General features: G+C 46.1%; 15 protein-coding genes. 8 read left to right on the top strand and 7 right to left on the bottom strand.

The genetic code is table 11. The features are described from left to right. Positions 1–38: 38 nt before the first annotated feature. Complete coding sequence (locus OSC7112_RS02335; RefSeq protein WP_015174393.1) at positions 39–779, top strand: SDR family oxidoreductase; 741 nt, start codon at positions 39–41, stop codon at positions 777–779. Positions 780–830: 51 nt separating this feature from the next. Beyond that, a complete protein-coding gene (locus OSC7112_RS02330) occupies positions 831–1,817 on the top strand; it encodes an NADPH:quinone reductase (RefSeq protein WP_015174392.1) in 987 nt (328 codons plus the stop codon). 188 nt (positions 1,818–2,005) lie between these two features. Here OSC7112_RS02330 and OSC7112_RS02325 read toward each other — a convergent pair whose 3' ends face one another. Then, the gene (locus OSC7112_RS02325; protein WP_015174391.1) at positions 2,006–4,060 is read right to left on the bottom strand and encodes a protein kinase domain-containing protein; all 2,055 of its coding nucleotides are present in this window, start codon (positions 4,058–4,060) and stop codon (positions 2,006–2,008) included. Between the two features lie 500 nt (positions 4,061–4,560). Here OSC7112_RS02325 and msrP point away from each other — a divergent pair, with 500 nt between their 5' ends. The 3 genes from msrP (at position 4,561) to OSC7112_RS02305 (ending at position 7,201) form a co-directional block, all read left to right on the top strand. Continuing rightward, positions 4,561–5,544, top strand: a complete 984-nt coding sequence (msrP, locus tag OSC7112_RS02320) for a protein-methionine-sulfoxide reductase catalytic subunit MsrP (RefSeq protein ID WP_015174390.1) — start codon at positions 4,561–4,563, stop codon at positions 5,542–5,544. Between the two features lie 268 nt (positions 5,545–5,812). Continuing rightward, the gene (locus OSC7112_RS02310; protein WP_015174389.1) at positions 5,813–6,475 is read left to right on the top strand and encodes a Uma2 family endonuclease; all 663 of its coding nucleotides are present in this window, start codon (positions 5,813–5,815) and stop codon (positions 6,473–6,475) included. Between the two features lie 66 nt (positions 6,476–6,541). Beyond that, entirely contained in the window at positions 6,542–7,201 is a 660-nt protein-coding gene (locus OSC7112_RS02305) for a Uma2 family endonuclease (protein WP_015174388.1), read from the top strand. Between the two features lie 109 nt (positions 7,202–7,310). On the opposite strand, the gene miaA is transcribed toward OSC7112_RS02305, so the two are convergent. Continuing rightward, the gene (gene miaA, locus OSC7112_RS02300) at positions 7,311–8,213 is read right to left on the bottom strand and encodes a tRNA (adenosine(37)-N6)-dimethylallyltransferase MiaA (RefSeq protein WP_015174387.1); all 903 of its coding nucleotides are present in this window, start codon (positions 8,211–8,213) and stop codon (positions 7,311–7,313) included. 259 nt (positions 8,214–8,472) lie between these two features. Here miaA and gyrB point away from each other — a divergent pair, with 259 nt between their 5' ends. After that, positions 8,473–10,413 carry a DNA topoisomerase (ATP-hydrolyzing) subunit B gene (gene gyrB / locus OSC7112_RS02295; protein WP_015174386.1) on the top strand — a complete coding sequence of 647 codons (1,941 nt, stop codon included), beginning with the start codon at positions 8,473–8,475 and terminating at the stop codon, positions 10,411–10,413. 235 nt (positions 10,414–10,648) lie between these two features. Beyond that, on the top strand, positions 10,649–11,365 hold the full coding sequence (locus OSC7112_RS02290) for a biliverdin-producing heme oxygenase (RefSeq protein ID WP_015174385.1): 717 nt from the start codon (positions 10,649–10,651) through the stop codon (positions 11,363–11,365). A 261-nt stretch (positions 11,366–11,626) separates the two neighbouring features. Here the strand turns inward: OSC7112_RS02290 and OSC7112_RS02285 are convergent, their stop codons facing one another. Both OSC7112_RS02285 and mfd read right to left on the bottom strand, forming a co-directional pair. Further along, positions 11,627–12,286, bottom strand: a complete 660-nt coding sequence (locus OSC7112_RS02285; protein ID WP_223300741.1) for an S-layer homology domain-containing protein — start codon at positions 12,284–12,286, stop codon at positions 11,627–11,629. Positions 12,287–12,412: 126 nt separating this feature from the next. Then, positions 12,413–15,985 carry a transcription-repair coupling factor gene (mfd, locus tag OSC7112_RS02280; protein WP_015174382.1) on the bottom strand — a complete coding sequence of 1,191 codons (3,573 nt, stop codon included), beginning with the start codon at positions 15,983–15,985 and terminating at the stop codon, positions 12,413–12,415. A 425-nt stretch (positions 15,986–16,410) separates the two neighbouring features. Here mfd and OSC7112_RS02275 point away from each other — a divergent pair, with 425 nt between their 5' ends. Next, the gene (locus OSC7112_RS02275) at positions 16,411–17,742 is read left to right on the top strand and encodes a hemolysin family protein (protein WP_015174381.1); all 1,332 of its coding nucleotides are present in this window, start codon (positions 16,411–16,413) and stop codon (positions 17,740–17,742) included. A gap of 248 nt (positions 17,743–17,990) precedes the next feature. Here OSC7112_RS02275 and OSC7112_RS02270 read toward each other — a convergent pair whose 3' ends face one another. Genes OSC7112_RS02270 through OSC7112_RS02260 form a run of 3 tightly spaced genes read right to left on the bottom strand, consistent with a single transcriptional unit; the run spans position 17,991 to position 21,900 of the window. After that, positions 17,991–19,322 (bottom strand): hypothetical protein, encoded by a 1,332-nt coding sequence (locus OSC7112_RS02270; RefSeq protein WP_015174380.1) that lies wholly within the window; start codon positions 19,320–19,322, stop codon positions 17,991–17,993. Between the two features lie 6 nt (positions 19,323–19,328). Next, on the bottom strand, positions 19,329–20,654 hold the full coding sequence (locus tag OSC7112_RS02265; protein WP_015174379.1) for a hypothetical protein: 1,326 nt from the start codon (positions 20,652–20,654) through the stop codon (positions 19,329–19,331). A gap of 13 nt (positions 20,655–20,667) precedes the next feature. Further along, complete coding sequence (locus tag OSC7112_RS02260) at positions 20,668–21,900, bottom strand: SGNH/GDSL hydrolase family protein (RefSeq protein ID WP_015174378.1); 1,233 nt, start codon at positions 21,898–21,900, stop codon at positions 20,668–20,670. Between the last annotated feature and the right edge of the window lie 3 nt (positions 21,901–21,903).

Below are 21,903 nucleotides of genomic sequence, written 5' to 3'. Positions count from 1 at the left end.
TTTGAACCAGCATCAACGCTAATTGCAGAGGAAATGTCATGCCATCACTAGCAGGAAAAGTGGCAATTGTGACGGGTGCATCGCGGGGAATTGGACGCGCGATCGCCCTCCGATTATCCCAAGAAGGGGCATCGGTTGTCGTCAACTACGCCAGAGGCGCAGAGCAGGCTAAAGATGTTGTGTCAGCGATTGAAGCAGCAGGCGGCAAAGCATTAGCCGTCCAAGCCGATGTCAGCAAAACCGCAGAAATTCGCGATTTGTTCGATCGCACTATCGAAACCTATTCACAAATCGATATTTTAGTCAATAATGCCGGAGTAATTCTTTACAAACCTGTAGCGGAAGTTACCGAAGCAGAGTTTGATAATCTTTTTGCCATTAACGTCAAAGGCACGTTTTTTGCTTGTCAAGAAGCTGCTAAACGCATGGCAGACGGAGGAAGAATTGTCAATTTTTCCAGTTCGACAACGGCGATGCTACTGCCAACTTACGGGGCTTATGTGGCGACAAAAGGCGCGGTGGAACAGCTAACTCGATCGCTGGCTAAGGAATTGGGCGATCGCCAAATTACAGTCAATTTAATTTCTCCTGGCCCAACAGATACAGAACTCTTCACTGTCGGCAAAACCGCCGAACAAATACAAAGATTTACCCAAATTACTGCTTTGGGAAGACTCGGAAAAGCTGAAGATATTGCCGATGTGACGGCTTTTTTGTGCAGCGAACAAGCCCGATGGATTACCGGACAAAATATCCGCGTTAACGGCGGAATTGCCTAAAGTAACGCGGGGCGGGTTTATGAAGATTAAAAACATCAGGAGAAAACAACTGTGAAAGCTGCTTACTACGAACAAATCGGCGACGCCAAAGATGTCCTCAAAATTGGCGAAATGGATGTTGCCGAATTGGGGGCCAGTGAAGTGCTGATTAAAGTACGCGCATCCGGCATTAACCCCTCCGATGTCAAGCAGCGCAGCGGTTGGGGCGGACTCACAATGCGACACCAGCGAGTCATTCCCCACAACGACGGTGCAGGAATAATTGAATCAGTAGGAGAAAGCGTGCCGCCGTCACGAATTGGCGAACGTGTTTGGATTTATGAAGCTACATTGCCCCGCCGGTTTGGTACGGCGGCGGAATATGCGGTTGTACCCAGCGAACAAGCGGTTTTTCTGCCAGATAATACAGAATTTGTAGAAGGTGCTTGTTTGGGAGTACCCGCAATGACAGCTCACAATTGCGTTTTTAAAGATGGTGCTGTTACGGGGAAAACAATATTAGTTGCGGGCGGCGCGGGTGCTGTTGGAAATTATGCAATTCAATTAGCAAAATGGGGCGGCGCAAATGTTATTTCAACTGTAAGTTCGGCTGAAAAAGCCGAAATTGCCAAAACGGCGGGGGCAGATTATACTGTTAATTATAAAACAGAAAATGTGGCGGCGCGCATCAAAGAAATTACTAAAGGGGAAGGAGTCGATCGCGTAATTGAAGTTGATTTTGCTAGCAATCTCGAAACCAACTTAAAAGTCCTCAAACGCAACGGTGCGATCGCTACTTACGCTTCTGATTCCGATATAACGCCTCAAATTCCTTTTTACTCATTAGCTTACAAAAATTTAACCGTTCATTACGTGCTAGTTTATGTGATGGACAAAGCAGCCCATCAACAAGCCGCCGCAGATATTACAACTTGTTTAAAAGCAGGAGTTTTCCGCCACGTTATCGCTCAAAGCTTTGGTTTGGAGGAGATTGTCAAAGCGCACGAAATGCAGGAAAGCGGAAGGGCGATCGGGAATTTGGTTTTAGTTATCAATTAGAAGAAAGAAGGAAGAAGGAAAATATGATATTCCTACAGTCTCGCGTTGCGCGAACTTCGTTTGCGTGGCCGTAAACTCAGCGATTTCAACCGCCCAATCCCCAACCAGAATCTTTGATTTGGTTGGGAATTCTTCAAATTCGATCGCCCGTGTTCTTCAAAACTTGCTCGAAGGGGCGATCGCAAAAATCAAGGAGACAGCCGCCACACCTTAATCGTGTCGTCAAAACTGCCGCTGATCAGAGTTTTGTCTTGAGGATTAAAAGCCAATTCCACCCAAGTAGAATGACCCTTCAGCGTGCCCGCCATTTCGCCGGAACTCATGCGCCACAGCTTGATAGTCCCGCTCAAATCGGCGCTGGCGAGTTTGTCTCCGTCGGGACTGAAAGCCAAGGACTTAACCTTGTCGGAATGGCCGATCAAAGTCCGCAGCAGAGAACCGTTGGGCTGCTGGGACTGATTATTTGCGCTGATATCCCACAACTTCACCGTCTTGTCCCAACTGCCGCTGGCGAGAGTTTGACCGTCCGGGCTGATGGCCAGAGACCAAACCGCCTCGGAATGACCCCAAAGAGTTTGTTTCAATTCCCCAGTCTGCCAGTTCCACAGGTTGATCTTGCCGTCGCTGCTGCCGAGCGCCAAAGTTTCTCGATCGGGACTGAAAGCCACCGACTGCACCTCGCCAAAAACCCCCTTGAGAGTTTCCAACTCGGCCCCGCCTTCGACTTGCCACAACTTCAAAGTTTTGTCCTTACCGACACTCGCCAGGGTTTGGCTGTCGGGACTGAAAACCACCGAGAACACGCCGTCTGTGTGTCCGTCCAAAGTCTGAATTAACCTGCCCGAATAGAAATTCCACAATTTAATCGTACCGTCAGCGCCGCCGCTGGCGATCGTCCTGCCGTCGGGACTGACGGCCACCGACCACACAGGCCCCAAATGTCCTGCTAAAACCTTGAGAACCTTGCCGTGACGCTTGTGCAGCAGGCGAATTGTGCCGTCGTTGTTCCCGCTGACTATCACGCGGCCGTTGGGAGCGACTGCAACCGCCCAAACCGGGTTTTTGTCTCGATCCGCCAGAGTCCGCACTGCGGGCCGGGACTGCGATGCCTCACCCCTGAAATCCTGCATCGGGGGCGGATTGAACCGAATATCGGGAATGCTAGAAACAGGCTCAGAAGAAGTGAAAGCCTGCGGTGCAGGAGATGGCAAGCGAACACCCAGCACTGCAGACAGCAGGGCAACCGTACTTGCTGCCCACACGGCCACAGTCCACTTGGGTTTGCTGAGAATCACTTCTACCGGTGCCGGGCCGTATTTCATGTCTGTGAGAATTGCCTCGACTGAACGATAGCGTTTTGACGGTTCTCGCTGCACCATTTTATCCAGAATGCGGCCGAGTCGCGCCGAAACCGGTACTTTCAAATAGTGTCTCCAAGTCCAACTTTCGGCTTTGATGTCAAACAAATCAAAGGGCGACATTCCCGTTAACAAGTGAATGCAAGTGACCCCCAAACTGTAGATGTCGCTGCTCTTAATCGCTTGACCTTTAATTTGTTCCGGGGCCGCGTATTCGGCAGAACCTGTCACTGTTTCTGTTTTCAGCGGCCCGCTGTTTGCCGGAATTGCCGAACCGAAATCGACTAAAACTAGCCCAGAGGCACTTTCCTGGGGCAGGGGATGTATATCCTCTTTCCCTGCCAAAGCTGGGGATGCTTGGGGAGTTTTGCGGTGAATAATATTGGACGGTTTGATATCTCCGTGAATCAGTTGATGTTCGTGAACAAATTGCAGGACTGGCAACAATTCGCTCAGCAGATACCAAATTTGAATTTCTTTAACAACACCTTTTTCTGAAAGCCGATCGGCCAAATTGCGGCCTTCGATGTATTCTTGCACTAAATACTGGCAGCCTTCGACTTCAAAAGATGCCAGCAGTTTCGGTATTTGCGGATGTTTCCCCAACTCGTCGAGAACTGAGGCCGAGCCGCGAAATGTCCGGTTTTGCTGGTTTTGACCGTCGGCTGCTGCTGCGGGCCCGCAGAACTGTTGAATGACGCAGCGGGGCTGCGAAGGTTGGTCTTCATCGACTGCTAAGAAGGTGCGGCAAGCGAGACTTTGACCGAGGGTGTGAAAGACTCGGTAGCGACCTTTTAGCAGCAAATTCGACTCGCAACTTTTGCAGACTGTCGCGCGATCGAGATTTTGGGGATTCTGGCAATTGGGATTGGTGCAGTAACTCATTTGTCTTTCCGCTGGAGACCCCCGTCCGACACAGTAGAGGAGTGGGGGAGGAAAGCGGGGCGGTGCGTGCCGCTTCCTGTGGACAAATTAAATAATTGGAATCTTTGCTCGATCATAATTGTTTCCCAGATTTTCGCCACAATTGCTGCGGTCGATCGCGCGTAAATTATTGCTGACTTTCCTGCGAGCGAGGTTTAATAGGTCGATCGTAGGGGCGGGCTCTCCTGCCCACCCCACAAGAAAATCATTCTTCGCTTCACAGGCATCTTGCCTGTTCTTGAGAATGGTGCAATATCTCAGTTGTTACCGAATTACGCTATACTGTCATTGCGAATACTTTCAGGGCGATCGCAGCAAAGCAATCGCGAGGTATTACCAAATAAATATCCGCGATTCTTTCTCCTATGGAGTCAATCTAAAACTTCCAATCTCAAATCGACTAACCGATTAAACTTTTGGCAAAGTTAGCCAAACTAACTACTAACTTTTAACTATTACTTATGCCCTTAATTCGCGTCCCCAAACCTTGGGAAATTCTCGACTCCCAAATTACCCCAGAAACAGCCTTTCTCAACCGCCGCCGCTTCATGACCAATTTAATTGGCGCCGGCGTGACTGCTTCGCTGCTACCGCTGACAGGCTGCCAAAGCAATGCTAGCTCAAAAACTGCCCTGGAGCAAAGCTCAACCCAAGCATATGCGGGATTGAGCCGGAATCCTGCCTTTGCGAAAGTCGATCGAGCGATTACCGACGAAGCCTTAGCTACAAAATACAACAATTTTTACGAATACGGCGGCACAAAATCTATTTGGCAAGCCGCTCAAGCTTTGCCCACAGAAAACTGGAAAGTAGAAGTAAGCGGTTTAGTAAAAAATCCCCGCACTTATGATATTGACGACCTCTACAAAAAATTTCCTATCGAAGAACGAGTTTATCGATTTCGCTGTGTAGAAGCGTGGGCGATGGTAGTTCCTTGGGTCGGATTTCCCATGAAATTGCTGATGGCCGATGTCGAACCTAAATCAAACGCTAAATTCGTTCGCTTTACCTCATTTTACGACCCAAAAATTACCAAAGGTGCCAGTTTATTTTCGCAATTTTATCCTTGGCCTTATACCGAAGGTCTGCGAATTGAAGAAATGGCCAACGATTTAGCATTTTTTGCCACAGGCTTGTACGGCAGAAAACTACCTAAGCAAAATGGCGCGCCGCTGCGGCAAGTAATTCCTTGGAAGTACGGTTTTAAAGGTGCAAAATCGATCGTAAAAATTGAATTTGTCGAACAACAGCCCGCCACTTTTTGGAATACAATCGGCCCCAGCGAATACGCCTTTGAAGCAAATGTCGAACCCGACAAACCGCACCCCAGATGGTCCCAGGCCAGCGAACGCATAGTCGGCCCCGGTAACAGTTGGTCGTGGGAAACTCGCCCAACTTTGCCCTATAACGGTTACGGCGAATATGTGGCGAGTTTGTACAGTTAATTAACTACGCTAGATATAATTTGAGGAACAGGCTTTTCGGCTTGTTCCTCAAATTATTATTAATTTCTCTACTTTCTCCTTCTCTGCGCCCTCTGCGTTCTCTGCGGTTAATTAAAAAAACTTTTTTGTTCGCTTCAGGAAAATGAAATACAGGACACAGCAGTGCCGTATCCCTACCGGATACCTGCACTATAATTGTAAATTTTACTTTGATTTTGCAGTCGAGCGACTACAATAAAAATTGATGAAGCTACCAAGGAATTGTTAAATGGTAACAACAACATCAACTCCCGTAGAGCAGCAAACTACCCCAGAAAACAGAGTTATTTTAAAAGGTGTCAGTTGGTCAACTTTTAAAGCATTGCTGGCAGATGTTGGGGACGATAGAGCTTGGAGAATTGCTTACGATGGAGGAGTATTAGAAATCAGGATGCCGCATCTAGAACATGAAGTTCCGAAAGGACTGATAGAAAGCTTTATTGAAGCGACAGCAGACGAGCTAGAAATCGAAGTGATGAAAGCTGGTTCTCTGACTCTCGAACGGGAAGATTTAACTCGTGCTGTCGAACCTGATACTTGTTTCTACATTCAAAATGAAGCCAGCGTCAGAGGTAAAAGAGATATAAACCTCCCAGAGGATTTGCCGCCCGATTTAGCAATAGAGTCGGATCACACGAATTCTTCAGTTAATAAAGATTCCATATATGCTGCTCTTGGTGTTCCCGAACTTTGGAGGTATCGGCGGGAATCCCTGCAAGTTTATCACCTTGTAGATGAAAAATATGAAATGTGCGATCGCAGTTTAGCATTTCCGTTTTTACCCGTTGCCGAAATTCCCGGTTTCATCGAACAAAGCAGAACAATCGGACAGCGTGCTGCTGTGCGTTTGTTGCGGCAAAGAATTAGAGAAATGTTACCGAGTCAAAGTTAACGCAAAAATCAGACTTACTCCAATCGACTACAATAAAAATTGATGAAGCTACCAAGGAATTGTTAAATGGTAACAACAACATCAACTCCCGTAGAGCAGCAAACTACCCCAGAAAACCGAGTTATTTTAAAAGGTGTCAGTTGGTCAACTTTTAAGGCTTTGCTGGCAGATGTTGGGGACGATAGAGCTTGGAGAATTGCTTACGATGGAGGAGTATTAGAAATCAGGATGCCACTGGAAGAACACGAAGAACCCAAACGACTGATAGAAAGCTTTGTGGAAGCCATTGTAGATGAGCTGGAAATTGAACTTAGGAGTCTGGGTTCGCTGACTCTTGAACGAGAAGATTTAACTCGTGCTGTAGAACCTGATTCCTGTTTCTACATTCAAAATGAATCTTTAGTTAGAGGCAGAAATATCAATTTGCCAAATGACCCGCCTCCTGATTTAGCAATAGAGTCAGATTACACGAATTCTTCAGTTAATAAAGATTCCATATATGCTGCTCTTGGTGTTCCCGAACTGTGGAGGTATCGCCGGGAATCTCTGCAAGTTTATCACCTTGTAGATGGGAAATATGAAATGTGCGATCGCAGTTTAGCATTTCCGTTTTTACCCGTTGCCGAAATTCCCGGTTTCATCGAACAAAGCAGAACAATCGGACAGCGTGCTGCTGTGCGTTTGTTTCGGCAAAGAATTAAAGAAATTTTGCCCAGTCCAAGTTAACGCAAAAATCAGACTTACTTTAGTTGAAAAACTAGCCAATCAATTTAAATTACATCAGCGTTAATCAGCGTTCATCTGCGGTGAAAAAATCTTTAATTTCGCTATAAAATCACTTGACAAATTCCTGCACTCTCTGCCAAACTCTTTCTAGCAAATCTGGTGCGCTAACATCAAACCATTCAATTTCAGGATAAGCTCGAAACCAAGTCCGCTGTCTCTTCGCAAATTGTCTCGTGTGCAAAATTGTTAATTCTTTAGCTTCTTCAAGCTTAATGTCGCCCGCCAAATATTGTTTGATTTCCTGATAGCCCAGCGTGTTCAACAGTGGCAAGTCGCAGCCGTATTTGTTACACAAATATTCTACTTCAGCGATCCAGCCGCGTTCTAGCATTTGTTCGGTGCGCTGTTCGATACGATCGACCAAAACATCCATTTCGCAATCCAACCCAATTTGTAAAATAGGATAATTGGGAGGATTTTCGCCCTGCTGTTCGGAAATAGGGCGACCGGTCGCATAAAATACTTCCAGTGCTCTTAAAGTTCTTACTGGGTCATTGAGGTGAATTTTCTCGGCGGCAGAGCGATCGACCTGCTGCAACATCGCGTAACATTGAGATTGTCCGAGTTCTGCAAGTTGCGATCGCAATTCGGGCATCGGCGCTACCCTCGGAATTTTCAAACCGCGCACGATCGACTTAATATATAAGCCCGTCCCTCCCACCAACAACAGGGGGAGAGAAACAGGAAAATCGACAGCAGCAATTAAATTTTGAGCTTGTTGCTGGTAATCTGCTAGTGTCAGAGTTTCTGTCGGATCGCAGATGTCAATTAAGTGATGCGGTACACAAGTGCGATCGACCGCCGTCGGTTTTGCGGTTCCGATGTCAAATTCGCGGTACACTTGACGGGAGTCCGCACTCAGGATCGAGGATTGCAGTCGCGAAGCCACAGCCACAGCCAGTCCAGACTTCCCCGTCGCCGTCGCCCCGCAAATCGTAATTAATCTAGGCATAAGCTGTCGCACATTTCCCTATAAAAACTCTCAAATCCTCTCCTATCCATGCTTTCCCCTCTCTCCATCCACTGATTCACCGCGATCGGCCCGCCAGAGTAGCTAAGCAATCTCAAAACTATTCCCCTCCCTCCCCCCGATAAATTTCCATTCAGAAAGCCCTAGCATCGCCTTTAACGGTTTTGTGCTATAATTTTAGAAGTTTTCCCATTTTAGAAGCTTTTGGGGCTTTAGGCCTCATTATTGGAGCTATTTTTGTATGACCAGCAGCTACAGCGCCGACCAGATTCAAGTTCTCGAAGGTCTCGAAGCAGTCCGTAAACGACCGGGGATGTACATCGGTACCACCGGCCCGCGAGGACTCCACCATCTAGTTTACGAGGTTGTGGACAATTCCATAGATGAGGCGCTGGCTGGCCACTGCACTCACATTGAGATTGACCTCAACGCCGACGGTTCCGTTACCGTGACAGACGACGGCCGGGGTATTCCGACCGGCATCGTTGCCAAGACTGGCAAATCGGGAATAGAAACAGTAATGACTGTACTTCACGCCGGCGGTAAATTTGGCGGTGGTGGCTACAAGGTTTCTGGAGGATTGCACGGTGTAGGTATTTCTGTTGTTAACGCGCTGTCCGAGTGGGTAGAAGTGACAGTTTGGCTCGACCAAAAAGAACATTTACAGCGCTACGAAAGAGGCAATCCAGTGACCGAACTTAAGGTCAAGCCCAACAAAGGCACTCGCACCGGCACTTCAGTTTCTTTCTTGCCAGATACTCAAATATTTACCACTGGCATTGAATTTGATTACACTACACTCGCCGGGCGCTTGCGAGAATTGGGTTACTTGAATGCGGGCGTGAGAATTACGTTTAGCGACCACCGTTTGGCATTGCTCAAAAGTAGCGAACCTCACATCGAAACATACTGTTATGAGGGCGGAATCAAGGAATATATCGCCTACATGAACCGCGAAAAACAGCCGTTGCACGACGAAGTGATCTACGTGCAAGGAGAACGCAACAACGTGCAAATAGAAGTGGCTTTGCAGTGGTGCGTCGATGCTTTTAGCGACAACGTTCTAGGTTTTGCTAACAACATTCGGACGATCGACGGTGGCACGCACTTAGAAGGTTTGAAGGCAGTTTTGACGCGGACGATGAATTCGATCGCCCGCAAGCGCAACAAAATCAAAGAAAACGAGCCCAACCTCGCCGGCGAAAACGTTCGCGAAGGTTTGACAGCAGTGATTTCGGTCAAAGTCCCAGACCCGGAATTTGAAGGTCAAACTAAAACCAAGCTAGGAAATACAGAAGTTCGGGGAATAGTCGATTCCTTGGTGGGCGAAGTATTGACAGAATATTTAGAGTTTCGCCCCCAAGTAGCTGACGCTATTTTGGAAAAAGCAATTCAGGCATTTAAGGCCGCTGAAGCCGCCCGCCGAGCCCGCGATTTAGTGCGCCGAAAATCCGTCTTAGAATCGTCTCCTTTGCCTGGAAAATTAGCGGACTGTAGTTCCAGAGACCCCGCCCTGTCTGAGATCTACCTGGTGGAGGGGGATTCTGCAGGCGGATCTGCCAAACAAGGGCGCGATCGCCAATTCCAAGCAATCCTCCCTTTACGGGGTAAAATCCTCAACATTGAGAAAACCGACGACGCCAAAATCTACAAAAATAACGAAATTCAATCGTTAATTACAGCCCTGGGTTTGGGTATCAAAGGCGAAGAATTCGATCCGGCGCAATTGCGGTATCACCACATCGTAATTATGACTGACGCTGACGTTGATGGTGCTCACATCCGCACCCTGTTGTTGACTTTCTTCTACCGCTATCAGCGCGCACTTGTAGAACAAGGTTACATCTATATTGCTTGTCCTCCTCTCTATAAAGTGGAACGGGGACGCAATCATTACTACTGTTACAGCGATCGCGAAATGAACAATCTCGTCCGCAATGAATTTCCGGCGAATGCTAACTACACCGTCCAGCGGTTCAAAGGTTTGGGCGAAATGATGCCGACACAGTTGTGGGATACGACGATGAACCCAGAAACTCGGACGCTGAAACGGGTGGAGATTGAAGACGCTGCTGAGGCCGATCGCATCTTTACGATCTTAATGGGCGATCGAGTCGCCCCCCGCCGCGAATTCATCGAAACCTACGGCCCCAAACTCAACCTCCTCGACTTGGACATCTAAATTAGTTGACAGTTGACAGTTGACAGTTCTTTGCTGGCGAGGATGAGTCATCAGTCATTAGTCATTAGTTAGTGGCTGATGACTGATGACTACTGACTGCTGACTACTGCCAAGTTTTGTTATAAAAATTAATACAATCTCTCATCAAATCGATCTAAGGTAAATACTTAGGTAAATTTTAGATTTTTGGCGCATCCATCAGCTACCACAAAAATAGAAGGTTGGACAGTATAGCATGAGCATCAATTTAGCGACCAAATTGCGTGAGGGAACGAAAAAATCCCACACAATGGCAGAAAACGTCGGTTTTGTCAAGTGTTTTTTAAAAGGCGTTGTAGAAAAAACTTCTTACCGGAAGTTAGTCGGAAATCTCTACTTTGTCTACTCGGCAATGGAAGAGGAAATGGAACGCCAAAAACAGCATCCGGTTGTTTCAAAAATTTACTTTTCTGAGTTGAATCGGAAACAAAGCTTAGAGCAAGATTTATTTTACTACTACGGTGCGAATTGGCGCGAACAAGTAGCTCCGTCAGCCGCAGCTAAAGCTTATGTGCAGCGAATTCACGAGATTTCGGCTACCGCACCGGAACTCTTAGTAGCTCACTCTTACACTCGCTACCTTGGCGATTTATCCGGCGGACAAATCCTGAAGGGAATTGCCCAGCGCGGGATGAATCTTTCCGAGGGAGAAGGCACTGCTTTCTATGAATTCCAGGATATTCCTGATGAAAAGGAATTCAAAGCTAGCTACCGTCAGGCAATGAATGAACTACCGATTGACGAAGCAACAGCAGAGCGAATTGTTGACGAAGCTAATGCAGCTTTTGGCATGAACATGAAGATGTTCATGGAGTTAGAAGGCAATTTGATTAAAGCTGTCGGTCAGATGCTTTTCAATACCCTGACGCGGAAGCGCGGCGGCGGCAGTACCGAATTGGCTACTGCTGATTGAGCCAACACTCATTGGCAATAATTTGAGCCTCGTTTAAGAGGAAAAACTTAAATCCTGGGGGTTTGATGGCTGCTTTTACAGTCACCAAATCTCCGGGATTTTGCATGGTGTTGGAATTGCGGGCGATCGACTTTTTAACTCATATCGTTTCCGGTTGTATCGGAATGATTTAACCGCAGAGGGCGCAGAGAACGCAGAGGGAGAGAATACAGAGAGGAATAATTCCGATGCTACCGGAAATGATATCACAACTCAACACTATCACCTTCCCACGCCGCGATCGGGAGGCTCCTCGTTCGGGACAGGCAAAGAAGTGGGCCTTACTTGCCGCTCCAAATACTTGCTCAAAGCGTAAGCGATATCCCCACGAGTCATCGGCTTCAAAGGATTAATCTTATTAGTTGCGAGATCGACATTAACAAACCCTTCATAAAGTGCAGTAGCCAGAGACTTTCTAGCCCAATTAGGAATTTTGCCTGCATCGGGATACTTAGCTAAAATCTCGGAAACGCTGGGATCTGGAAACTGAAAAACCCCGTAAGCTTGAGCAAAAATCGCCAAAGCTTCAGCGCGAGTCACCCTTTGATTTGGAAAAAACATTCCGTCGCGATATCCACTCATCGTTCCCGTTTTCAAAGCAGTTTGAATCGCGCTGTAAGCCCAGTAACTCTTCGGTACGTCCGGCACTTCCCGATCCGGTTTCTGAGCAGTTTTCCGCCGTTCCAAACCAAAAGTTTTCACTAAAATCATCGCCAAATCGGCGCGACTGACAAGACCCTCAGCATTAAAATTGCCAGTTGCATCTTTATTCATCAATCCTGCACTCACAACCCGATCGATCGGGTCAATTATTTGTTGAGATTGAACCGCCATTGGGACTCCTTGCACTAGCCCGATCGCCAAAAAAATACTCACTAACATTTTCACGATTTTAATCCTTTCTGTCGCTAAAACCATCATGAAAACAGCAGTAATATTTTTTATGGTTCCATCGGTATTATTCTGTGGTTTCGGCGGTGCGCTAGATTTGGGGATTATATATTAAAATCAAACATTTGCTTCCGGCAAAGCGCCCTGCATTTTACCCAACCAATCAATCAAATTATCCAATTGCTTTTGGGCCGTTAAAACCGCCATACCTCGAATAGTAACCTTTCCCTTGCTGTAGACAAAACGAGAGCGCAAATGTTCCGGCAAATTAGCCTTGAGCAAATTCCAAGCAGGCTCTTCCATCGCAGTTTCCAAAACTATGTGCTGCTTATTCTCCGGTTTGATCCGAGAAAAACCGATTTTTTTAGCAATTTGTTTGAGTTCGACAACACGGATAAGTTGCTGGGCTGGCAGAGGAATTGACCCATAACGATCGCACCAATCAGCCTGAATCTGCTGTAATTCTTCAGGGGTATTAGCAGAAGCCACAGACCGGTAAGCGCTCATCTTTTGATCCAAATCTGCGATGTAATCTGCAGGAATAAACGCCGTCAAAGTGAGGTCAATTTGCGCGTCCTCAACTTTCGGAATTTCCTGACCCTTAATTTCCCGAATAGCTTCCTCTAACATTTCAGCATACAAATCAAAACCGATCGCCTCCATCTGACCAGATTGTTCAGTACCCAAAACATCACCCGAACCGCGAATTTCCATATCTCGGACAGCCAACTGATAGCCCGAACCCAACTGGGCAAACTCTTGAATTGCCCGCAGCCGCTGCCTTGCAGCATCAGACAGTTGGTTCTGCTTGGGATAAAACAGCCAAGCATGAGCTTGAATCCCCGCGCGTCCCACCCGTCCCCGCAACTGGTAAAGCTGACCCAAACCAAACTTCTGCGCGTCTTCAATTAAAATAGTATTGACTCGCGGAATATCCAAACCCGACTCAATAATTGTCGTGCACACCAAAATATCAAATTCCGCCGCACTGAAAGTCAGCATGATTGATTCTAGTTCCGACGCCTCCATTTGACCGTGGGCGATCGCAATTCTGGCAGACGGAACCATCTCCTGCAACTGAACGGCCAACTCATCAATCCCCTCAATCCGCGGCACCACGTAAAAAACCTGACCGCCCCTGTCCAATTCTTGACGAATTGCCGATCGCACCGTTTCCGGGTTGTAGGGAGCCAAATGCGTCTGAATCGGGCGCCTGGAAGGAGGCGGAGTCGAAATCAAACTCATCTCGCGAATCCCCGACAGCGACATATACAAAGTCCGGGGGATCGGGGTTGCTGTCAGAGTCAGAACATCTACCTCTGTTTTGAGAGCTTTAATCGCTTCCTTTTGCTTAACTCCAAACCGCTGTTCTTCATCCACCACCAACAAGCCCAAATCGCGAAATTTAATCGCTTTGCTCAAAACAGCTTGAGTACCGACAATCACATCTAATTCCCCAGTCGCCAAACGCTTGTGAATCTCCCGGCGCTCGGTTTCAGTGCGAAAGCGATTGAGCAAACCAACTTCGATCGGATAAGGGGAAAAACGCTCCGAGAGCGTGTGATAGTGCTGTTGGGTCAAAATCGTCGTCGGCGCGAGCAAAGCCACCTGCTTGCCCGCCGTAACCGCCTTAAAAATCGCTCTCAGAGCCACTTCTGTCTTGCCAAAACCGACATCGCCGCAGACCAAACGATCCATCGGTCGATCGCCCTCCATGTCGCGTTTCACATCCTGAGTTGCCTTCAACTGATCCGGGGTTGGCTGGTAAGGAAAAGAATCCTCTAATTCTTGTTGCCAAGGCATATCGGGAGGAAAAGCATAACCTGTTTGTTTAGCTCTTTTAGCATAAAGATTCAGCAAATCCACTGCCAATTTCTTAACAGCTTTGCGAACCTTAGTTTTAGTTTTTTCCCAAGTTTGACCTGTCAGCTTGTTTAAATCCGGTACTTTATCGCCTACAGTCCGAAACCGCGACAAAGCCCCCAACTGATCTGCCGCCACCCTCAGAGTACCGTCAGCGTATTGAATCAATAAATACTCGCGAGTTTCCCGATCGATCGTCAAGCGTTCCAACTTGATAAATTTGCCCACTCCGTGCTGGCGGTGAACCACATAATCACCAGGGCTTAATTTATTCGGGTCTACTTGCTTAGAAGCAGCGCGGCGGCGCTTGCGGACGTAGCTAAAAGTAGCGAGAGAATGCTGACCGTAAAATTCCCGATCGGTAATTAAAACAATCCGAAAAGTCGGCAGAATAAACCCTTCCAATTCTGCCAGCCCGCTGTACTTCAAAGCAACCGGAACGTGCTGCAATTGCAACTTGTCGATCGCCAAATAATCGCGCGGATTCACCACAAACTGAGCCGGACAGTCGTGTTCCGAAAGCAGAGAAACCGATCGGCTCGGTTGAGCAGAAACCAGAAAAATGGTAAAACCCCGATCGCGCTCTTCCCTGAGCATTTGAGACAGCTTAGCAAATTGGTGAGGCATCACCGGCACAGCCCGAGAAGCCAAATTAATCGCAGACGGTAGCTGGTCGCCCTCTGCAGAGCCTTGAGTTTTTTTAGCGGTAGAATATTCTGCCAATTCTGAAAGTTCTAGCCTGTCGAAAGCTGCGACATCTGCCATAGATTCAGCAAAAGTGCGGTGAATTTTCGGAACTTTCAAATTAGCAATTGGCAGATTTTCTGTTTCCGCACCAGCAACGGCAGATTCCCGATTGCAATTATTCCACTGTTCCTGTGCATTCTCAAACCAGCGGTCGCTGTGAGCTTCGCACCCTTGGGGTTCGTCAACAACAACCAAAGTATTTTCGGGCAAATAATCCAACAAAGATGCAGGTTTTTCAAACGCTAAACCTAACAGCCTGCGGACAAATTTTTCCGCTTCATTTTCGGCTTCATTTTCGGGGTCAAAAGAGACTAGGTGGTTGATTTGAGCGAGTTTTTTTTCAGATAAAACTGCTTTAATAATTGTGTTAAAATTAGTAGGAGTTAAAACTAATCGATCGACCTTATCGAGCGATCGCTGCGAAGACGGGTCAAACTCCCGAATTTGCTCCAAATCATCTCCGAACCATTCCAGCCGCACCGGCAACTCCGCCGCTACCGGAAATACATCGACAATATCGCCCCGGCGACTCCACTGGCCCTCCATTTCCACCAAAGTCACTCGATCGTACCCCATCGACACCAGTTGGCGGTCAAGTATCTTCGAGTCTTGAACCGCACCTCGCTTCAGCGTCAGACAGTAGGGTTCAAAAGCAGCAGGCGGCGGCAAGTGAGACTGGAGAGCTCTTTCGGTAGCTACAATCGCGATCGGCTTCGACTGATTGGCGGTTTTTTCTTCCTTATCCACCAAATCCGCCAGCACCTGCATTTGCCCCCACGTCATTTCATTCTCGTCGGAGTAAGATAGCTCGTAGGGCGAAGCCTCCGAAGTCGGGTAAAAATGTACGGTTTGCCAGCCCATCGCCTCTAAAGAAGCCACCCAGCGACCGGCTTCTTCTAAAGTAGCCGTCACGGCCAATAAGTTTCGCCCCTCTTGCTGTGCGAGGGCGGAAGCTACTAAACCTTTAGGCAAGCGGGCGATGCCGGACAGTTGCAAGCAGCGATGGCGTTTGAGCTTGTTGAGAAGTTCTGTTGCTAGGGGCGATCGCCCCAGGGTACGAATTATTGAAGAGAAAGTCATGCGCTTTTAATTTTAATCCCCGATCGGCGAAGGCTCTTTCCCTTTGCCTGTTAAGGAGATTGTACGACAAACATCCACGATCGTGCCTCTGTGCTGTTGGCGCCTGGGAACTTAACTGGCGAGAGATTTTTGCTCGCAATTTCTCGATCCTGCGATCGCGATCGAGCCAGTTCCGTTAATATAGGGCCAGGTTTAGAAAAAATTTCGATTTTGCGATCGAGATTCGCAGCTTCCAGACCTCTGCTGTGACTGCACCCAAAGACGGATACCCTGCCACGTACTCAAGTTGTGAAGATCGAAGAATTTTAGACATTAGGGAAATCCCCCAGATACTGGCTGCAGAGTCAATCTAAAATCTAAAATTAAAAATCTCAAATCGACTAACCGGGCAGAGCGCTTCGCCGTTACTACCGAAAATTTTAGAAATGTCCCCAAGTACCGATATTCTGATTGTTCTCCTGCTAATTTTCCTCAATGGCTTGTTTGTGATGTCAGAGATGGCCATCATCTCTGTACGGAAGGTGAGACTGCAACAGATGGCCAACCAAGGTTCAGCCAATGCCCGCGTAGCCTTGGATCTGGCTAATGCCCCCAATCAGTTCTTGCCGACAGTTCAAATCGGGATTACGATGCTGGCCATTCTGTCGGGCGCTTTCGGAGAAACGACAATTGCTAAAAGGATAGAGCCTTTGTTGCGGCTGATTCCAGCCCTCGCGCCCTATTCTCAGACGATCGCCTCAGTAGTAGCAGTTTTAACCATCACTTATCTGACCTTAATTATCGGCGAACTCGTGCCAAAGCGGCTGGCGCTCAACAACCCGGAGCCGATCGCCTCAAGCGTAGCAATTCCCATGCGAATGCTCTCAAAAATTGGCGCTCCTGCGGTTTATCTGTTAAGTTATTCCACTGACTTAGTGATGCGGCTGATGAGGATATCGCCCTCGACAGAACCGCAAGTTACAGAAGAGGAAATTAAAGTTTTAATCGAGCAAGGAACAGAAGCCGGAACCTTTGAAGAAGCCGAACAAGATATGGTGGAAAGAGTGTTTCGTTTGGGCGATCGGCGAGTCAGCGCCTTAATGACCCCGCGTCCCGATCTTACCTGGCTCGACCTCGACGATTCAGTGGAAGAAAACCGCCAAAAAATGCTCGGCAGCGGTCATTCTCGGTTTCCCGTGTGTCAGGGAGGACTCGACAACGTTGTCGGTTTAGTACACGTTACTGATTTGCTGTCTCGGACTTTAACTGGTCAACCCCTAGATTTAAGCGCTTCTTTACGACGACCGTTATTTGTACCGGAAAGCACGCGGGGTTTAAAAGTATTAGAACTTTTCAAACAATCTAGCAATCAAATTGCCTTGGTAGTAGACGAATACGGCGTCATTCAAGGATTGGTTACAGTCAACGACATTTTAGTCGAACTCGTTGGCGACTTTCCCTCGATTGAAGATGCTGACGAGCCGGAAGCCGTGCAGCGCGAAGACGGTTCTTGGCTGTTAGACGGAATGCTACCAGTCGAAGATTTTTTTGAGCTGTTTGGAATCGAAGAATTGTCAGCCGAAAACAAAGGAAGTTACCACACAATGGGCGGCTTTGTGATTACAAATTTGGGCAAAATTCCCACAGCAGCCGAGCATTTTGAGTGGAACGGTTTGCGCGTGGAAGTAATCGATATGGACGGGAACCGAGTTGATAAAATCTTGGTAATGCCGATCGACTCAGCGGGCGATCGATCTAGAACCGAACCAAAAACCTAAAAACTCATGATTGTTGACTGTTGACTGTTGACTGTTTGGACATTTGGACATTTCAACAATACCGATGCAACCGGAAACGATGTTAAATTTTGTAGGGGCGGGTTTTACCAATCATAATTGCCGAAAACTGATAATCTCGTAAACCCGCCCCCACCCAACGGTCAAGCGCAATCTACTTCTTTTAAGATACAAGGAGCGGGTTTTTGAGATTGTTTGTTTGAGTCGTTGATGGTTGGTGGAACGCGCCCCTACTTCTTCTTTTTTCTTTCATCCTTCCGCCAAGATTCCAGAATAGAACGGCCCACATAATCACTAAAAATTACTTCCCCAGCTTTATTGTAGTGACAGCAGCTATCTACATAAACAGCCTCTTTAGTCTTGTCAAAAACATTGACAGCATTCACTAGATTAATCTTATTTTTTTCCAAATTAGGAATTTTTTTGAAAAGAGCCGGATATCCAATTTGCACAGCTTTAGCATAAGGAGTATCCTTGTTAAAAGCAATCTGCTTTTCGGCTTCACCAAACACCCTTTTCGTCTGATAATATTGATTAGGCTGAAGAACGTGAAAATAAGGCACATTACTAGCAGACAGAACTTTGTGCATAAAAATTGAACTTTTTGCCCAATTCAAAGCCATTTCTTGAAAAGCTACTGAATCCTGTAAAACTGACTTATTAGTATTGATATAAATAACGCTGCCACTGTCATCTTTTTTTTGTTGAGTCCGTTCTTTCTCAAACTTAATGACATCGGTTTTATAGTTATTGACTAGATTTTGAACGTAAACCGAAGTCAAAGCATCGCACGCAGCTAAAGAGCAGTGTTGCAAACGTTCCAAACCCTGATTAATCCTAGCTTTATTTTCTTGGATTCTGATAGTTGCTTTCATCGCTTTGGTAGAAAGGCTGTTATTAGCCAAGCTAGTCAGCGGCAAAATATGCTGAATGCTTGGCATCGCCAAATCAATTTGATTTTTATTGTTTAAGTTAGAAAGTGCTACTTCATTAAAACCATCTATATTGACGACCATATCTAATTCTTGACCTAAAGCCAAAAAGTAGTTTAAAATTAATAATTGCTGCGGCTGTTTGTAGCCTCCCGTCGCAAAAGACAAAATTACAAATTCTTTATCTTTCAAACCCGGAATCTGCTTGAGGTATTGAGGTAAAATTTTGTTTTGAACTTCAAATATTCCATAATTAGAAGCCACTGAACCGCCAAATACCCCGATAAAAAATTGATTTTTCTTGGTTTTTTTCAAAGGGTAATCGTAAGGAGAGATAAATCCGTAGTTGTTAACCTTAAAACCAGGGCGAAAATCCGCGCTGGGTTTTTGAATAAACCCAAAAAAAGGATGAAACCTTTCAACAATAGACTCGTTGAGCCGCACTCCTTCTAAATTAATTCCTAAAGCCGACTTATCTTGCGTCTTTTCTCTAGTATAGAAAAATTGCTTGTGCTTGACAAAATACCATGCCAAGGAGCCAAGTTCCAGGAAAACCAGTAAAAGCACTAAATTAATCAAAGCAATCTTGAGAAATTCGTGTCCTTTTTTGAGTAATTTTAAATCTTTCATAAATCTCTATTTCGACTCTCTTACTACTTTAATAATGGAACTAGAAACATAGTTTGCCAATACTTCGTCTCCGACTGAATTATAGTGGCAGCAGGCATCTTTGTAAACCGTTTCTTTTGTATTGTCTAAAATATTCACTGCGCTAAAAACATTAACCCCAGCTTTTTGCAAATCATCGACTTTGGACAACAATACCGGATAACCTTTTTTCACACCTTCAATATAAGGACTCTTCTGGTCGATCGCGATTTCGTTTTCCTTGGCGGTAAAGGCTCGCTTAGTGGGATAATACTGGTTGGGCTGGATAAAGTGAAAATACTTAATCTTTCTACTTGATAAAATTTGATTCATCCCGATCGACGATTGGTACCACATCGATGCCATTTTGTCAAAAGCAGCGGCATCCTGCAAAACAAAATCAGCTTTGGGAATGTATACTATACCGCTATTTGCCGTGTTTGGGTTGGATTGTTTGATTTGTCGGTCGTACTTGACAACTGCTTGCTGGTAATTGTTGACCAATTGTTTCACCTGCAGCGAGGTGACAGCGTGACACAAAGCAAGTTGACAAGTTTGCAATTTGTCAATACCTGCTTTCAACTGTTTTTTGGTTTCGTTAATTTGCACGATCGATCTCATCGCGTCCGGCGACAAGTTGTTGTTGGCTAAGCCCGTCAGAGGCTGTATGTGTTGAACGCTGGGCATTCCTATTTCTACTTGGGCTTTGTTGTTTAAATTTGACAGTGCTACTTCGTTAAAACCGTCAATATTGATGACTAAATCTAATTCTTGACCCAAAGCCAGAAAGTAATTTAAAATTAATAATTGTTGGGGCTGTTTGTAACCGCCGTTGCCAAAATTTAAAACAATAATTTCCTTGTTTGCAAATTCTGGATAAGTCTTCAATTTGTTAGACAATCTGCGAGTTACGTATTCATCAACTGCAAAATTATTCGCAACTGAACCCCCAAAAACTCCGATAATAACTTGATTTTTATTGGTTTTAATAAACGGATATTCGTAGAGGGAAAAAAAGCCCTCTTTGTTGACTTTTAACTTTAATTTTTCATTGGTGAAAGCACCTTGTTTGAGTACATATCCAAAAAGTGGGTGCAGTCTTTCTACGATAGATTCATCAAGTCTAATGCCGACCCTTTCAATATCTTCGACTACTTTTTCTTTGGTTTTAGTTCTGGTATAAAAAAACTGCTTTTGGTTGATAAAATAAAAAGCTAGGGATAAAGCTTCCAGACAAATAAAGGCGATCGCCAAATTAACCGCGATTATAATTAATATATTTTTGCCTTTTTTCAGCGCAGTTGAATCTTTCATGAAATTTGACTGATTACGGTTGTTTTTTGGGAATTTGAGACTGCTTCAATTGTTGGCACAAATTTCGGTTAATCAAGATACTAGCCAGCCGGTGTCCGAGTTCATTCCAGTGACCTCCACAGGGTACAGAATTCTCAAAACCGTGGGCGCAGACTTGATATTTTTCAGTGTAACCTTGGATCTGTTCGGATAAATTCAGTACCCGAAAACCCTCGCGCGCGCCCAATTTTTCCAGCCGCCTATCGGGGTAAAACAAATCCTGAATGTTGTTCTTTCTCATGAAATTTTTTCGCCGATCGGCATCAGGTCCAACTTGTATCGGATCGCCGATCGTCACAACCAAGAAATCAGCATTTTTCTGCACGACTTCATTCCGCATCGTCACAATCAAACCCTCTGTCACCCTCCAAGCCTCTTGCCAATCTGCATTCTGAGGTTCCTTGAGGTTTTGGGTACTTAAAGCGGTAAAATCCTCCGATAACTTGCGCTTTTTCCTTTCTAAGTCTACTTTTTTAATGACCTGCAAAATGCGCGAATTGTTGACGATAAAACTGGGCATCCGGTCTACGAAGGAAACTGCTCTTTCGTTGCGATCGATCGGCGCCAGATTGCGAAAAGACATATCCGGTACTAACTTGCCGCTAGCATCATACACAAAAAATGGTCGGTAAAGGTCATATTCCAATTTCGGCGAATTATTAATCACATCATTGCCAATAAAAAAGGCAAGAACTACAATATCAGGATTGTAATCCCACACTTTTTTTCGCAGCATTATTAATTCTTGAGCAGTACCGTAACCCTGCACGCCAAAATTAATTACTTCAACATTTTTGCGTCCTTTAACGGCTTCGCAGTTGCCTAACTTTCGTTCCAATTTTGACCAGAAAGTTTGTTCGACAGGTACGTGAATTGCTTCGGTGAATGAATCCCCCAAAACCGCAACGCGCAGAGTATTGGGAGGTTTGGCTTTTGTATGTTCGCGATCGCGCAAACCCTCGCTATTCACCTTCACAAAACTCGCACCTTCCCCATTCCACTCCCCCGACGCACCCGGTTTCAGCTTCCAGCCCAAATTCGGATCGGAAGTGTGGAAACGAGTTGGCGCCGACTCTACGAAATCTCCTATTTTCGGATAGCCTTCAATCCTCGCAACTCGCAATCCAATTTCACCAATTACCACCCCCATCAATAAACCGCAGAGTGTCAAACCCAAATTGACACCCAAATTTTTCAACTTGCTCATTAT

It is taken from the genome of Oscillatoria nigro-viridis PCC 7112, from assembly GCF_000317475.1.
In the GTDB taxonomy this organism is placed as follows: domain Bacteria; phylum Cyanobacteriota; class Cyanobacteriia; order Cyanobacteriales; family Microcoleaceae; genus Microcoleus; species Microcoleus nigroviridis.
The sequence above is the reverse complement of the archived record's forward strand: the minus strand, read 5'-3'. Positions and strand labels throughout refer to the sequence as shown.

What these genes read in the sequence shown, in the direction of transcription:
- OSC7112_RS02275 (WP_015174381.1), top strand. Translation starts at nt 16,411, where the DNA reads ATGTCCCCAAGTACCGATATTCTGATTGTTCTCCTGCTAATTTTCCTC.
- miaA (WP_015174387.1), bottom strand. Translation starts at nt 8,213, where the DNA reads ATGCCTAGATTAATTACGATTTGCGGGGCGACGGCGACGGGGAAGTCT.
- OSC7112_RS02325 (WP_015174391.1), bottom strand. Translation starts at nt 4,060, where the DNA reads ATGAGTTACTGCACCAATCCCAATTGCCAGAATCCCCAAAATCTCGAT.
- OSC7112_RS02305 (WP_015174388.1), top strand. Translation starts at nt 6,542, where the DNA reads ATGGTAACAACAACATCAACTCCCGTAGAGCAGCAAACTACCCCAGAA.
- OSC7112_RS02335 (WP_015174393.1), top strand. Translation starts at nt 39, where the DNA reads ATGCCATCACTAGCAGGAAAAGTGGCAATTGTGACGGGTGCATCGCGG.
- OSC7112_RS02270 (WP_015174380.1), bottom strand. Translation starts at nt 19,322, where the DNA reads ATGAAAGATTTAAAATTACTCAAAAAAGGACACGAATTTCTCAAGATT.
- OSC7112_RS02290 (WP_015174385.1), top strand. Translation starts at nt 10,649, where the DNA reads ATGAGCATCAATTTAGCGACCAAATTGCGTGAGGGAACGAAAAAATCC.
- gyrB (WP_015174386.1), top strand. Translation starts at nt 8,473, where the DNA reads ATGACCAGCAGCTACAGCGCCGACCAGATTCAAGTTCTCGAAGGTCTC.
- OSC7112_RS02260 (WP_015174378.1), bottom strand. Translation starts at nt 21,900, where the DNA reads ATGAGCAAGTTGAAAAATTTGGGTGTCAATTTGGGTTTGACACTCTGC.
- OSC7112_RS02310 (WP_015174389.1), top strand. Translation starts at nt 5,813, where the DNA reads ATGGTAACAACAACATCAACTCCCGTAGAGCAGCAAACTACCCCAGAA.
- OSC7112_RS02265 (WP_015174379.1), bottom strand. Translation starts at nt 20,654, where the DNA reads ATGAAAGATTCAACTGCGCTGAAAAAAGGCAAAAATATATTAATTATA.
- OSC7112_RS02285 (WP_223300741.1), bottom strand. Translation starts at nt 12,286, where the DNA reads ATGTTAGTGAGTATTTTTTTGGCGATCGGGCTAGTGCAAGGAGTCCCA.
- mfd (WP_015174382.1), bottom strand. Translation starts at nt 15,985, where the DNA reads ATGACTTTCTCTTCAATAATTCGTACCCTGGGGCGATCGCCCCTAGCA.
- msrP (WP_015174390.1), top strand. Translation starts at nt 4,561, where the DNA reads ATGCCCTTAATTCGCGTCCCCAAACCTTGGGAAATTCTCGACTCCCAA.